Source organism: Candidatus Methylomirabilota bacterium (genome assembly GCA_035315345.1).
Classification (GTDB): domain Bacteria; phylum Methylomirabilota; class Methylomirabilia; order Rokubacteriales; family CSP1-6; genus CAMLFJ01.
On record DATFYA010000105.1, the window covers coordinates 37,819 to 52,167 of the forward strand.

Here is a 14,349-nt window from a genome sequence, read left to right on the forward strand (position 1 = left end):
TGCGCTCGGGCTATCCGCGCCGGACCGACCGCCCCAGTGCGGTCACGAACACCGCATCCCGTCCCGCCGCGTGCGGGGAGAAGAACGCGACCACCTCGCGATCGTAGAAGGTCAGGCCGGTCGCCCCGAAGCGCTGACCGTACGCGCCCAGGTAGAGCCGCCCTCCGATCAGCCCCGCCTCGAGATTCACGAGCCGGTAGCCGCGATTGCCCCAGCGATCCAGCGCGCGCGTCAGGTCGGCGAGGAAGAAGACGGTCGCGCTCGACTGGCCGCCCAGCGGCTGCTCGAGGCACAGGAACGCGGCGTCATCCCGCACGGTGCCGGACCGCAGGGACAGGAGCCCGTGCGCGGCGCGGTCGTAGAAATACGCGCCCGGCGCGATGCCGTCCACGGCGTGGATGGCGAGGTAGAGATCGACCTGCCCGGCGGAGGCGTCGGCGGGGACGCCGCGGGTGGCGTGATAGAGCGCGCTCGACAGGGCCTCGACGCCGATCGCCTCGCCGGAGAACTCGCGCGTCGAGCCGCGGCGGGTGATCGTCTCGCCCAGCGAGCGTCCCGCTTCAGCGCTCGGCGCGGGCAGCGCGATCGGATCGGCCGCCCCGGTGTCGCGGCGTGGCGTAGTCTCGGCGCGGCCGCGCTCGCGCCATTCCTCGACCTCGGCCTCGGAGTCGAGGCGCGAGTCCTCGAGGGCCCGGCGGAGGAGCGGATAGTCGATCTCGCGTGCGGACAGCGGGATCACCTCGGGCGCGAGCGCGGTCACCAGCGGTGGCGCGGAAGCCGGGCGGCCGGCCGCGCCCACCGGCACGACGACCAGCACGGATTCCTTCGAGGCATCGAGCCCGAGCAGCGCGTCCATCTCGACGTCCACGAAGCCGGCGACGAGGCGGGCCGGCAGGCGGAGCGCCCGCGCCGCGGCGAGCAGCTGGGCCAGGAGCGTGCCCGAATCCCAGAAGAGGTGGCGGTAGCCGCGCGCCTGGTACTTCCAGGTATTCCGCCAGTAGATCGCGGACAGCACGATCGACGCCGGTTGCTCGGCCACCGCGTGGTCGGCGGCGGCGAGCGCGACTGCGCCGCGGAAATCACCGGCCCGGAGACGGCGCAGGCTGAAGTCGCCGGGGTTGAAGTGATAGACGCCCGGGTCGAGGCCGGCGACGTCGCCGGCCACCACGTACGCCTCGGTCTGATAGAGCGCGCCGGTCGACGCGGCGGCGCGGAAGTGGACCTGGGTGCCGCCCGGATAGGTCTTGACCCGCGTCACGCCGGCCGAGAAGAAGAGCAGCGCGGCCAGGCGGTGCAGGTCGAGCGGCGGAGCGGGCGCGGGCGGCGGACCCGGCGCCAGGGCGTCGAACGTGTCGACGGCGAGCGCGGGCAGATCGGTGGGCAGACGCAGGGGCTCGATCGCCGGGTAGATCTTGAACGGCAGCGGCTTGATCTCCCAGTCCAGGGCCTGGCCGCGGCGCCGCACCGATTCGGGAGAGTGCGCGGTGCGGTCGTGGTACTGCCGCGCGCCCGCGATCTCGCGATTGCTGGAAATGAGGCTCGCCGGACGCTAGGTGAAGTGGTACGGCGGGCGTACCACGCCCCGCTCGGTGATGATCGCGGTGATCAGCTCCGCGGGCGTGACGTCGAAGGCCGGGTTGAACACCGGCGAATCCGCCGGCGCGGTCTGCCGGCCCGCCACCCCGCGCACCTCGGCGGCGTCTCGCTCCTCGATGACGATGGCGCCGCCGTCCGGGATGGACGGGTCGATGGTGGACCAGGGCGCGGCCACGTAGAACGGGATCCGGTGGTGACGCGCGAGCACCGCGACCGAGTACGTGCCGATCTTGTTCGCGGTGTCCCCGTTGGCCGCGATGCGATCGGCGCCGGTGACCACCAGGTCCACCTCGCCCCGCTGCATGACGAAGCCCGCCGCCACGTCGGAGATCAGCCGGTGGGGGATGCCCTCCCGGGCCAGCTCCCACGCGGTGAGCCGCGAGCCCTGCATGACCGGTCGCGTCTCGTCCACCCACACCATGGCGAGACGGCCGCGCGCGTGCGCCGCGCGGATGACCCCGACCGCGGTGCCGTAGCCGGCGGTGGCCAGCGCGCCCGCATTGCAGTGGGTCAGCACGCGCGCCCCCTCCGGCACCAGCGCCACGCCGTAGGCGCCCATGGCGTGGTTGGCCGCGAGGTCCTCGGCCTGGATCGCGCGGGCCTCGGCGAGCAGCCGCTCGGCCAGCGCGGGCGCCGGCAGATCGGGGCCGGCGTCGATCACCCCGCGCATCCGGTCGAGGGCCCAGAAGAGATTGACCGCGGTGGGGCGGGTCGCGGCGAGCCCCTTGATCGCGTCCTCGAGATCCGAGCGCAGCGCCGAGGCGTCCCGCGCCGCGCTCTCGCGCGCGGCCAGGACCAGGCCGTAGGCCGCGGCCACCCCGATCGCGGGCGCGCCCCGCACCACCAGGCGGCGGATGGCGTCGGCCACCTCGGCCCAGGACGCGCAGGAGCGCTCGACCTCCTCGGCGGGCAGGCGCGTCTGGTCGAGGAGCACGAGACGCCCGTTCTCCCAGCGCACCGGGTTGATCATGGCCGTGCGCTCCGCCGGGGCGGGATCGGGGCCGACCCGATGCGGAACACCTTGTCGCGCGAGGCGGCGCCCCGCACCAGCACGATCCGCGAGATCGGCACGTCGAAGGCCTCGGCCAGCACGCGGCTGACCGCACGGTTCGCCTCGCCGTCGTGGGGCGACGCGGTCACCCGCACCCGCAGCGTCTCATCCTGCCAGCCGACCACTTCGTTCTGCCGGGCGCGCGGCTGCACCCGCACGTGGAGGACCGAGGGGGAGAGGACCGAGGGATGGCCCCTAGCCGGCGTCCTGGCTGGCATCGTGCTCGAGGTCCTGGTCCAGCAGCCGCTGGTACATGTCCACGGTCGCCCGCAGCGACTCGGCGAGCTGCCGCCGCGTGCGCTTGAGCTGGCTGATCTGGGCCTGGATGGCGGCCTCGGCGGTGCGGGCGGACTCGATGGTCTTCTCGCCCTGCATCTCCGCCTCCTTGATGAGCAGCTGAGCCTCGCGCCGGGCGTTGTCCTTCATCTCCTCGACCATCCGCTGGGTGGTGACCAGCGTCTCCTGGAGCATGCGCTCGCGCTGCTCGAGCCCGCGAGTGCGCTCCTCGGCGGCCTGCAGGTGCTCCTTCAGGAGAGTGTTCTCCTTGAGGAGCGCCTCGTAGTCGGCGGCCAGGTCCTCGAGGAAGGTGTCCACCTCCTGGACGTCGAAGCCGCGGAACATCCGGACGGTGAACTGCTGCTGACGGATATCCATGGGCGTGATACGCACGGCAGCCTCCTCAATGCACCTGGCGCAGGCTCGACAGGACCACCCGCTCCACGAACTGGATGGCGATGATGACGATCAGCGGGGAGAAATCGAGCCCGCCGGTCTTCCACGGCGGCAGGAGACGCCGGACCGGCGCGAGCACCGGCTCGGTCACCTGCCGCAGGAACTGGACGATGGGATTGCGTGGATCCGGGCTCACCCACGTGATCAGGGCCGCCGCGATGATCACCCACGAGTACAAGCTGAGGAGCCAGCCGAGGAAGTCCACGAAGCCGTCCACTAGCGCTTGCCTCCGAGCTCGCGCGAGCGCAGGGTGGCTCGCTCGACCGCGCTGATGAATGTCCGCCGCACGCCTCCTTCTTCCAGCGCGGTGATCCCGGCGATCGTGGTCCCGCCGGGGGAGGACACCATGTCCTTGAGCTGCGCCGGATGCATTCCGGTCTCGAGGATGAGCCGGGCCGAGCCCAGCACGGTCTGGGTGGCCAGGGTCATGGCGGTCGCGCGATCGAGCCCCATCCGCACCCCGCCGTCGGCCAGCGATTCGATCACGATCGCCACGTAGGCGGGGCCGGAGCCCGACAGGCCGGTCACCGCATCGAGCGCCTCTTCGTCCAGCACCACCACGCGGCCCACCGCGGCGAACAACTCCTGGGCCAGCTCCAGGTCGCCGGCGTCGAGCCCCTCGGACCGCGCGATCGCGGTGACGCCCTCCAGCACGAGCGCGGGGGTGTTGGGCATCACGCGGATGAGCCGCGCCGGCTTGCCGAGCCCGGCGCGCAAGGCGGACACCGGCACGCCGGCCGCGACCGAGATCAGCAGCTTGGCGCGACTCACCGAGCCGGCAATCTCCTGCAGGACCGACCCCATGATCTGCGGCTTCACCGCGAGGATCACCACGTCGGCCTCGTCGACCATCTCCCGGTTGGACGCGGCGGCGCGGATGCCGTACTGCCGGGCCATCTGCTGGAGCCGATCGGCGCGCGCGTCGGTCGCGGCGATCGAGGCGGCCGGCACGAGCCCGGCCTGCAGCAACCCCTTGATGATGGCCTCGCCCATGTTGCCCGAGCCCAGGAAGCCCACCTTCTTGTCCTTGATGCTCACGCGTGGCTCCCGGGCGATGCGGTGCGCGGGCCGAAGATGGCGGTACCCACGCGCACCATGGTGGCGCCCTCCTCGATCGCGACCTCGTAGTCGGCGCTCATCCCCATCGAGCAGTGCTCGAAGCCCAGCTCGTCGCGCAGCTCGCGCAGTCGCCGGAAATGCGGGCGCGTGTGCTCCGCGCTCTCGGCGGCCGGGGGAATCGCCATCAGCCCGCGCACCCGGAGCCCCGGCAGTCCCGCCACCGACTCGGCGAGGCGCTTGACCTCGGCCGGCGCGATGCCGCCCTTCTGCGGCTCGTCCCCCAGATTGACCTGCAACAGGACGTTCAAGACCCGATCACCGGCCCGGCGGGAGAGCTCGCCGGCCAGGTCGAGCCGGTCCACCGAATGGATCCAGTCGAACAGGCGCGCGGCGTCGCGGGCCTTGTTGGTCTGCAGCGATCCGATGAGATGCCACGGCACCGGGTGGCCCAGCTGCGCGATCTTCTCCTTGGCCTCCTGCACCCGGTTCTCTCCGAGGGCCGCGACCCCGGCCTCGATGGCCAGACGGATGCGCTCGGCTTCCATGGTCTTGGAAACCGCGATGAGCAGGACATGGTCGGGGGAGCGACCGGCCCGCGCGCACGCCCGCGCGACGGCCTCCTGGACCCGCCCGAGGTTGGCGCGTATGTCCAGCATGAGTGGGGGGGATTCTAGCATGGCGGCCGGGGGCCGTCAGGCCCGGCGGAGGGTATCCGGCCCAGGGGCCGGCGACGATGTGGGCAGCGCGGCCACGGCGACCAGCCGGCCGGCCCCGCGCTCGCGGCGATAGGAGAAGAGGAGGTCGGGGCGGCATCCGGTGCAAAGCCCCAGCAGATCGACCCGTTCGGGGCCAACCCCGGCGGCCGCCAGCTGGTCCAGGTTCGCCCGCCACAGGTCGAGCATCCACTTGCCCGGCCCCTTCGGGAGGATCCAGCTGCGCCAGCCACGGGGGAAGGCCGCCTCGAGGCGCTCCAGCACCGGGGCGTCCACCTCGTAGCAGCAGGGGCCGATCGAGGGCCCGATCGCCGCGACCAGATCGACCGCGGCGCTACCCGCCTCGACCAGCCGCCGAACCGCGGCCGTGACGACGGACTGGACGGTGCCCCGCCAGCCCGCGTGCACGCCGGCCAGGCGACCGGCCCGCGGATCGTACAGCACGATGGGCAGGCAGTCGGCGGTGGAGATGCAGAGCGGGAGCCCGGGGCGGGACGTGGCCAGCCCATCGGCGTGGCCCGCGAATCCACCCCGCTCGACCTCGATCACGTCGGCGCCGTGCACCTGGCGCGCGAACGCGGGCTCACCGACCAGGCCGCGGGAAGTCAGGAGGTCCCGTGACCCGGCGCCGAACGGCGGGCGCGGCACGGTGGGACGCGATACCCCGGGAAAGTGACGGGTCGTGAAGAGGTGCGGCAGGCCGCGAGCGGTCAGGAGGGGCGACGTCACGAAGTACGGCAGCTGCTCTTCCCGGCGCGCCCCGCTCGCGGTCACCCGCCCATTCTCTCACGAGTGCGGTTTGCCGCCGGCCGGGCCCTCTGGGCGTACTTGCTCACCTCCACCCTCTCCCCCGTCGAGGGGAGAGGGCAGGGTGAGCGGCATCCCACGCAGTCGCTAGTCGGCCTGCCGACGCAGGAACGCCGGCACGTCGAGATCCTCCTCCGCGGGCTCCTCGCCCTCGGCACGCAGATCGTTGATGCGCCGCCGCCAGTCCTTGGCCGGCGCGGCGCTCCGCGGCCCCGACGGGATCGGCACCACCTTGGGGCCGGGGATCGTCGCCTCCTTGCGCTCGGTGAAGCCGGTGGCGATGACGGTGATGCGGACCTCGTCCTGCAGGCTCTCGTCGAGCACCGCGCCGAAGATGATGTTGGCCTCCTCGTGGGCGGCCTCCTGCACGATGCGCGCGGCCTCCTCGACCTCGTGGATCGAGAGATCGGAGCCGCCGGTGAAGTTGATCAGGATGCCGCGGGCGCCCTCGATCGAGGTCTCGTCCAGCAGCGGGCTGGCCACCGCCTTCTGCGCGGCGTCCAGCGCGCGGTGCTCGCCCTTGCCGGTGCCGGTGCCCATCAGGGCCATGCCCATGCCGGACATGATCGTGCGCACGTCGGCGAAGTCGAGGTTGATCAGTCCCGGGACCAGGATCAGGTCGGAGATGCCCTGCACCGCCTGCAGCAGCACGGTGTCCGCGACCTTGAAGGCCTCGAGTAACGGAGTGCCGCGGTCGACCACCGCGAGCAGCCGCTGGTTCGGGATCGCGATCAGGGTGTCGACCACCGCACGCAGCTCGGCCATGCCCGCCTCGGCCTGGAGCGCGCGCTTGCGGCCCTCGAAGCCGAACGGCTTCGTCACCACCGCCACCGTGAGGATGCCCAGCCCCTTGGCCACCGAGGCGACGATCGGCGCGGAGCCGGTGCCGGTGCCGCCGCCGAGGCCGGCGGTCACGAAGACCATGTCCGCACCCTCGAGCACGGTCTTGATCTCGTTGCGATCCTCGAGCGCCGCGTTCTTGCCCACCTCGGGATCGGACCCGGCGCCGAGGCCGCCGGTGAGCCGCGCGCCGAGCTGCAGCTTCACCGGCGCGGGCGACGAGCGCAGAGCCTGCAGGTCCGTGTTGCCCACGATGAAGTCGACGCCGGTGAACGAGGCCGCCATCATGCGGTTGACCGCGTTGGAGCCGCCTCCGCCGAGGCCGATCACCTTGATCTTCGCCGCCTCGCGCTCTTCCTCCAGCTCGAACACCGGCCGCCGCCCTTGAGAATGCTCCATCGACTCCTCCTTGGGTTGCTCCGGCAGGGATTGTCCCCGCGGGGTCCGACCCTGTGGCTGCCGCTCCCGGACGTGCGGCACGGTGTTGAACAGCTCCGCCTGTCCGGCGGCGCGGGGAGGCTTGCCTCCGCCGCCCTTCCTAGAAGAGCTCCGCAAACCAGTCCCTCAGCCGCCGGCCGATGCGACCGACCCGCGCCGCTTCCTCGACCTCGGTGGGCCCGCCCGCGCCGTGCCCGCGCGCCCCGTACAGGGCCAGCCCGACCGCGGTCGCGTGGATCGGGCTCTGCACCACGTCGGAGAGCCCGGAGAGCCCGGTGGGCACCCCGCGGCGCACCGGCATGTCGAACACCTGCTCGGCCAGCTCGGGCACCCCGTGCATGATCGAGCTGCCGCCGGTGACCACCACCCCGCCCGCGGCCACGTCGTTGAGCCCGCCCCGCACCAGATCGCGCGCCACCAGCGTGAAGATCTCCTCCACGCGGGGCTGGATGATCTCGGACAGGATCTGGCGCGAGAGCTGCCGCGCCTTGCGTCCGCCCACGCTCGGCACGTCCACCACCTCGTCCTCGCGCACCAGCGCGGTGAGCGCGCAGCCGTGGCGCTTCTTCAGCTCCTCGGCGTCCGCGGTGGGGGTGCGCAGGCCCACCGCGATGTCGTTGGAGATGTGGTCACCGCCGAGCGGCAGGCTGCCGGTGTGCCACACCGCGCCGTCGCGGAAGAGGGCCACGTCGGTGGTGCCGCCGCCGAGATCGATCAGGAGGATGCCCAGCTCCTTCTCCTCGGTCGAGATCACCGCCTCCGCGGAGGCCAGCGGCTCCAGCACGAGGTCCTGCACCTGCAGGCCGGCGCGGTTGACGCTGCGGACCACGTTGCGCACCGACGTGGTGGCGCCGGTGACGAGATGCACCTCGACCTCGAGGCGCACGCCCGACATGCCGAGCGGCTCCTTGACTCCGTCCTGGTCGTCGACCAGGAAGGACTGGGGCAGCACGTGGATGATCTCGCGATCCTGCGGCAGGTTGACCGCGCGGGCCGCGTCGAGCGCCCGGTCGATGTCGGTCTGGCTCACCTCGCGGTGCTTGCCCGAGACCGCCACCACGCCGCGGCTGTTCATGCCGCGGATGTGGCCGCCGGCCACGCCCGCGATCACCGAGCTGATCTCCACGCCGGCCATCTCCTCGGCCTCGGCCACCGCGTGCTTGATCGACTCCACGGTGGAGTCGATGTTGACGACCACCCCCTTGCGGAGTCCGCGCGACGGGCTCGCTCCGACGCCGATGATGTCGAGGTTGCCCACCGGCGACCAGTCGGCGATGACACAGCAGATCTTGGTGGTGCCCACGTCCAGTCCGGCGATGACCTGCCGCGTTCGGGATCTCGCCATTACCCTCCTCACCGGCTCATGGTCTTGAGCACCACCTGGTCGCGGAAGCGCAGATCGATGGCGCTGACCGCCTCGCCGCCCGCGCGGATCTGGGCGAGCACGCCCTGCAGGCGGCCGAGGCGCGCCTCCCAGTCCTCGGCCCCGATGCGGACCTCCACCCCCTCCACCGTGTAGAGCACGGGTCCGTCGGGTCGGCTCACGTCGATCTCGGAGATCTGCTGGATCAGCGCGGTCTCCGAGCGCAGCAGCACGCGCAGCAGCGAGATGCCCGCGGCCACCCGCGCGGAGGGCGGGTGGCCCTCGAGGTCGGTCGGCTGCAGCCCGGTGATCACCGGCACCGACGGGGCCACCGCTTTCGACTCGGCGCCGAGGCTCACCCCGTGCTCGTCGATCCAGTGGAGCCGGCCCGCGTGGACGAGCGTGAACGGACGGCGCTCCTCGATCGAGATCGTGATGCGATTGGGGAACCGCCGCACCAGATCGGCCCGGCGCACCAGCGGCAGCGCTTCCAGCCGCGCCACCACCTCGGCCCGGTCCAGCCGGAACAGATTGGTGCCCGGGCCGATGCCGGAGGCGCTCACGACGTCTTCGGGGGTGAGGCGACTCGCCCCGCTCACCGCCACCTCGGTGATCGCGAAGCGCGGCGAGGTCAGCAGCCAGCCCACGCCGAGCCCCACCGCGGCGAGGAGGAGCAGGCACGCCCCGATCCACACCGCGCGCGCGGCCACCCAGCGGACGCGGCGGCCGAGCCGCCGGGCCAGCCGAGTGCGCGAGACGCGCTGGCGCGACATGGCGGAGCCGCGCTCGGCGAGATCCTCGAGCCCGCCGCCCCGCCCCGAGCGGGGCGACAGCACCGAGCTATGCGTGCGGACGAGCCGTCCCTCGCTCACCGGCGGCTAGATCTCCCCCATCGTGCGGATCTCCGGCTCGAGCGTGATGCCGAAGTGGTTGCGCACGCGGTCGTGGGTCATCTGCATGAGGGCCTTGATGTCAGCCGCGCCCGCGCCGCCGCGGTTGACGATGAAGTTGGCGTGCTTGGCCGAGATCTCGGCGCCGTTCAGACGCTTGCCCTTGAGCCCCACCTTCTCGATCAGCCGCGACGCCGTCTCTCCCTGCGGGCTCTTCCACACGCAGCCCGCCGAGGCCAGGGCCAGCGGCTGCGTCGACTTCTTCTGCTTGAGCCGCACCTTGATGTCGCGCTGGATCTCCGCGAAGGGCCGCCGGTGCAGCTGCAGCCGCGCCCCGATCAGCACCGAGCCGGGCGGGGCCGCGAACATCCGATAGCTGAACGAGCCGGCGCCCGGCTTGAACTCGCCGAGGGTGCCGTCGGGGTGCAGGAAGTAGACCGCCGAGATGAAGTCGGCGATGCCGCCGTCGGCGGTGCCCGCGTTCATGGCGACCGCGCCACCCACCGTGGCCGGTACGCCGACCAGGCACTCGATGCCGCCCAGGTTGAGCGCGGCCGCCTCGCGGATGAGGGCCGACAGGCTCACCCCCGCCCCGGCCACCGCCTCCTCACCGTGGAACTCGGCGCGGCCCAGGCAGCCCTCGAGCTTGAGCACCACCCCGCGCACGCCGCGGTCGCTGACCAGCAGGTTGTTGCCGCCGCCGATCACGTCGAGCGAGAGCTGCTCCCGCTCCGCGAAGGACAGCGCGAGACGGATGTCCTCCACGTCCTGCGGGACGATGAAGATGTCCGCGGGGCCTCCGATGCGCAAGGAGGTGTGGAAGCTGAGGGGCTCCTTGAATCGGACCTCGCCTCGGATCTCTCCCAGCATGTGTTATCTCCTCTTGGACGACGTCCCGGAGCCGTCGTCGAGCCGCGTGAGCAGTTCCCCGCCCAGCTGCCCCACGTCGCCGGCCCCGAGAGTGAGCACGAGATCACCCGCTCTGGTGGATTCGCACAGGTAGTCGACGATCGCCGCGCGATCGGAGCCCATGTAGAGCACCTCCCGGTGCCCGTGAGCCGCGATGCCGTCGGCCAGGTCGCGGGAGTGGACGCCGGGGATCGGCGCCTCGCCCGCCGCATAGATGTCCATGACGATGAGCACGTCGGATTGGTAGAACGCGGTCAGGAAGTCGCTGCGCAGGTGCTGGGTCCGCGAGTAGCGATGCGGCTGGAACACCGTGATCACGCGCCGGTCGAACCCGGCCTTGGCGGCGGCGAGGGTCGCGCGGATCTCGGCGGGATGATGGCCGTAGTCGTCGACGACGAGGACGCCCCGGGCCTCGCCGCGGATCTGGAACCGGCGCTGCACGCCTTCGAAGCCGGCGAGGGCCTGCTGGATGCGGTCGAACGGCACCTCGAGGTCGAGGCCGACCGCGGCGGCGGCGAGGGCGTTCAGCACGTTGTGGCGGCCCGGCACCCGCAGGGACACCGGCCCGAGCAAAGCGCCGCGGTGGAGCACCTCGAAGGTGGAGCGCATCTCGGCGAAGGCGAGCCGGCGCGCGGTGAGGTCGGCGCTCGCCTCGAGCCCGTAGGTGATCACGCGCTTGTCCATCATGCGCGGGATCATGCGCTGGATGTTCCGGTCGTCCAGACACACCACCGCCGCGCCGTAGAACGGCACCTTGTTCACGAAGGCGATGAAGGCGGAGACGATCGCGTCGAGGTTCGCGTAGTGATCGAGGTGCTCGGCGTCCACCGTGGTGACCACCGCGATGGTCGGGGTCAAGGTCAGGAACGAGCCGTCCGACTCGTCGGCCTCCGCCACCAGGAACTCGCCCTGGCCGAGCCGGGCGTTGGTGCCGAGGCCGTGCACGCGGCCGCCGACCACCACGGTGGGATCGAACCCGCCCGCGCCCAGCACCGCCGCCACCATCGAGGTGGTGGTGGTCTTGCCGTGGGTGCCCGCGATCGCGATGCCGTACTTCAGCCGCATCAGCTCGGCGAGCATCTCCGCGCGCGGGACGACCGGAATGCCGCGCTGCCGTGCGGCCGCGACTTCCACGTTGTCGCGCGCCACCGCCGAGGAATACACGACGACGTGGGCGCCCTCCGCGTGGGCCGGCTCGTGGCCCGTGAACACCTTGGCCCCCAGGCGCTCGAGCCGCTCCACCGTCTCGGAGCGCCGGGCGTCGGAGCCGGTGACGCGGTAGCCGAGGGTGAGCAGGACCTCGGCGATGCCGCTCATGCCGACGCCGCCGATACCCACGAAGTGGATGTGCTGGTACTTCTTGAACATCACGCCGACCTTCTCGAGTACAGCTCTCGGTCGCCGGTTCCATGCTGCGAGATGTTGAGCAGCACGCCGGCCGAGAACATGGTCATGAGCAGCGCGGACCCGCCGAAGGAGATGAACGGCAGCGGCAGCCCCTTGGTGGGCAGCGCGCCGGTCACCACCCCGATGTTCACGAGGGTCTGGGTGGCCAGCATGATGGTGAGGCCCAGGGCCAGATAGGCGCCGAAGGCGTCGGGGGCCCGCAGCCCCACGCGCAGCCCGCGCCAGATGAGCAGCGCGAAGAGGGTCAGGATCGCGGTGGTGCCGACCAGGCCCAGCTCCTCGCCGATGATCGAGAAGATGAAGTCGGTGTAGGGCTCGGGCAGGTAGAAGAGCTTCTGCTTCGAGTCGCCGAGCCCGACCCCGAGCCAGCCGCCCGAGCCCAGGGCCAGGAACGACTGGATGATCTGGAAGCCGATGCCCCGCGGGTCGTCCCAGGGATCCATGAACGCCACCATCCGCCGCCAGCGGTACGGCTTCATCGCGATGAGGGCGATCACCACCGGCAGCGCCGCGGCCGCGATCAGGGCCATGTGGTGCACGCGCGCGCCGGCCAGGTAGGCGAGGGCCAGCGTGAGGATGATCAGGGCCAGGCTGTTGCCCAGATCGGGCTGCAGCAGCGTGAGCGCGGCCATCCCGCCGGCCACCAGCAGCACCGGCAAGAGTCCCTCGGTGAATCGGGCCACCGACTCCTGCCGCCGGGTGAGGAACGCGGCGAGATAGAGCACGAGCGAGAACTTCGCCAGCTCGACCGGCTGGAAGGAGACCGGCCCCACGTGGAACCAGCGGCGGGTGCCGTTGATGGACTGCCCGAACGGCGGCACCAGCACCAGCACCAGCAGCGCGAACGACACCACGAGGAGCGGGGTGACCAGCGGCTCCAGGCGCCGGTAGTCGAGCAGCATGCCGGCCCACAGCACCGCGAGCCCCAGCATCGCCCAGAACAGCTGCTTCTTGAGGAAGAAGAACGGGTCGTGGAAACGGTCGGCGGCCACGATGGCGCTGGCCGAGTAGACCATCACCACGCCGACGCACACCAGCGACACCACCACCCCGAAGAGCGGCAGGTCGGGCGTGAGCTTGCGGGGCATCAGCCGAGCAGCGCCCGCACCACGGACTTGAACACGTCGCCGCGGTGCTCGAAGTTGCGGAACATGTCGAAGGAGGCGCACGCCGGGGACAGGAGCACCACGTCGCCCGCTCGCGCCGCGTCGCGCGCCCGGCGCACCGCGTCCTCCAACGAGTCCGCGGATTCCGCGGACATACCGGCCGTCTCCAGGGCGATCCGGATCTTGTCCCGGTCCTCCCCGATCAGGATCGCCCGCCGCACCCGCCCGCGGGCCGCCTCGGCGAGCGGCGCGAAGTCCTGCCCCTTGCCCTTGCCCCCCGCGATCAGCACCACCGGCTCGGTGAAGCTCTCGAGCGCCTTGATGGTGGAGTCGACGTTGGTGCCCTTGGAGTCGTTGTAGTAGACCACGCCGCGGTCGTCGTGCACCCGCTCGATACGGTGGGCCACCCCACGGAAGGCCCCGATGCCCCGACGGATCGCGGAGGGCGCCATGCCGGTCCAGAGCGCGCACGCGGTCGCGGCCAGGACGTTCTCCACGTTGTGCTGGCCGCGCAGGGTGATCTCGCTCACCGGACAGATGCGCTCGGTGGTGCCGTTGAGCTTGGCCACGATCCAGCCGTCGTAGATGAACACCCCGTGGGCGAGCGGGGTGGTGCGGCTGAACCAGATGACGCGCCCGCGCGTGCGCCCGGCGAGCCCGGCGGTGACCGGGTCGTCCGCGTTCAGCACCGCGCAGTCGGTGGGCCCCTGGTTGGCGAACAGGCGTGCCTTCGCGTCGACGTAGCGCTCGAAGGTGCCGTGGCGGTCGAGATGATCCGGGGTGATGTTGAGGATGACCCCCACGCGCGGCCGGAAGCGCTCGATCGTGTCGAGCTGGAAGCTGGAGGTCTCCGCGACCACGATCCCGTCGCCCGGGAACTCCAGCGCGTGCTCGGCGAGGGGCGTGCCGATGTTGCCGCCCACCAGCACCGGCCGCACCTGGGTGCGCAGCAGCTCGCCGGTCAGCGCGGTGGTGGTGGTCTTGCCGTTGGTGCCGGTGATCGCGATGGTGTCGGCCTCCATCACCCGCCAGGCCAGCTCCAGCTCGCCGATGATGGGCACCCCGCGCGCGCGCACCGCGGCCAGCGCGGGCAGCTCGAGCGGCACCCCCGGGCTCACCACGACCAGCTCCGCGCCCCGGAAGGCGTCGTCGGGATGCCCGCCCGCCCAGAGCGCGCAGCCCTCGCGGTCCAGCGCGCGGGCGTCCGCGGTCAGCGCCTCGAGCGGGCTCGAGTCGGAGGCGAGCACGCGCGCGCCGAGGCGCCTCAGCAGCCGCGCCGCGGCCACGCCGCTCTTGGCCAGCCCCACGACCGCGGTGGTCTTGCCCGCGAGCGACTCGCGATACGGCACGCCGCGCGTCCCGTCGCCGCTCACGAAGATCCCCACCTGATAGGTGACGTCTCGCCGCAGGATGACCGTCGTCGCCATGGTCTCACCGC

Annotated in this window: 15 protein-coding genes; all 15 read right to left on the minus strand. The window is 71.9% G+C overall.

Features of this window, described 5'->3' with window-relative positions:
* Positions 1-10: 10 nt before the first annotated feature.
* Positions 11-1,465, minus strand: a complete 1,455-nt coding sequence (locus tag VKN16_14155) for a SagB/ThcOx family dehydrogenase (protein ID HME95345.1) — start codon at positions 1,463-1,465, stop codon at positions 11-13.
* Positions 1,466-1,549: 84 nt separating this feature from the next.
* Complete coding sequence (gene mtnA, locus VKN16_14160; protein HME95346.1) at positions 1,550-2,566, minus strand: S-methyl-5-thioribose-1-phosphate isomerase; 1,017 nt, start codon at positions 2,564-2,566, stop codon at positions 1,550-1,552.
* The gene (locus tag VKN16_14165; GenBank protein ID HME95347.1) at positions 2,563-2,865 is read right to left on the minus strand and encodes a DUF167 domain-containing protein; all 303 of its coding nucleotides are present in this window, start codon (positions 2,863-2,865) and stop codon (positions 2,563-2,565) included. Before VKN16_14165 ends, mtnA begins: the two co-directional genes overlap by 4 nt.
* Positions 2,843-3,316 (minus strand): DivIVA domain-containing protein, encoded by a 474-nt coding sequence (locus VKN16_14170; GenBank protein HME95348.1) that lies wholly within the window; start codon positions 3,314-3,316, stop codon positions 2,843-2,845. The genes VKN16_14165 and VKN16_14170 overlap by 23 nt, the downstream gene beginning before the upstream one ends.
* Before the next feature lie 10 nt (positions 3,317-3,326).
* Complete coding sequence (locus VKN16_14175) at positions 3,327-3,596, minus strand: YggT family protein (GenBank protein ID HME95349.1); 270 nt, start codon at positions 3,594-3,596, stop codon at positions 3,327-3,329.
* Entirely contained in the window at positions 3,596-4,417 is an 822-nt protein-coding gene (gene proC / locus VKN16_14180; protein HME95350.1) for a pyrroline-5-carboxylate reductase, read from the minus strand. Before proC ends, VKN16_14175 begins: the two co-directional genes overlap by 1 nt.
* Positions 4,414-5,094 carry a YggS family pyridoxal phosphate-dependent enzyme gene (locus VKN16_14185; protein HME95351.1) on the minus strand — a complete coding sequence of 227 codons (681 nt, stop codon included), beginning with the start codon at positions 5,092-5,094 and terminating at the stop codon, positions 4,414-4,416. The genes proC and VKN16_14185 overlap by 4 nt, the downstream gene beginning before the upstream one ends.
* A gap of 36 nt (positions 5,095-5,130) precedes the next feature.
* Complete coding sequence (gene pgeF, locus VKN16_14190) at positions 5,131-5,925, minus strand: peptidoglycan editing factor PgeF (GenBank protein ID HME95352.1); 795 nt, start codon at positions 5,923-5,925, stop codon at positions 5,131-5,133.
* A gap of 120 nt (positions 5,926-6,045) precedes the next feature.
* Positions 6,046-7,197 (minus strand): cell division protein FtsZ, encoded by a 1,152-nt coding sequence (ftsZ, locus tag VKN16_14195; GenBank protein HME95353.1) that lies wholly within the window; start codon positions 7,195-7,197, stop codon positions 6,046-6,048.
* Between the two features lie 139 nt (positions 7,198-7,336).
* A complete protein-coding gene (ftsA, locus tag VKN16_14200) occupies positions 7,337-8,581 on the minus strand; it encodes a cell division protein FtsA (protein HME95354.1) in 1,245 nt (414 codons plus the stop codon).
* 8 nt (positions 8,582-8,589) lie between these two features.
* Positions 8,590-9,471, minus strand: a complete 882-nt coding sequence (locus VKN16_14205; protein HME95355.1) for an FtsQ-type POTRA domain-containing protein — start codon at positions 9,469-9,471, stop codon at positions 8,590-8,592.
* 6 nt (positions 9,472-9,477) lie between these two features.
* Positions 9,478-10,359, minus strand: coding sequence for a UDP-N-acetylmuramate dehydrogenase (gene murB / locus VKN16_14210; protein HME95356.1), 882 nt, complete (start codon positions 10,357-10,359; stop codon positions 9,478-9,480).
* Between the two features lie 3 nt (positions 10,360-10,362).
* Entirely contained in the window at positions 10,363-11,766 is a 1,404-nt protein-coding gene (murC, locus tag VKN16_14215) for a UDP-N-acetylmuramate--L-alanine ligase (GenBank protein ID HME95357.1), read from the minus strand.
* Positions 11,766-12,893, minus strand: coding sequence for a putative lipid II flippase FtsW (gene ftsW / locus VKN16_14220; GenBank protein HME95358.1), 1,128 nt, complete (start codon positions 12,891-12,893; stop codon positions 11,766-11,768). Before ftsW ends, murC begins: the two co-directional genes overlap by 1 nt.
* Positions 12,893-14,338 carry a UDP-N-acetylmuramoyl-L-alanine--D-glutamate ligase gene (gene murD, locus VKN16_14225; protein ID HME95359.1) on the minus strand — a complete coding sequence of 482 codons (1,446 nt, stop codon included), beginning with the start codon at positions 14,336-14,338 and terminating at the stop codon, positions 12,893-12,895. The genes ftsW and murD overlap by 1 nt, the downstream gene beginning before the upstream one ends.
* Positions 14,339-14,349 lie beyond the last annotated feature (11 nt).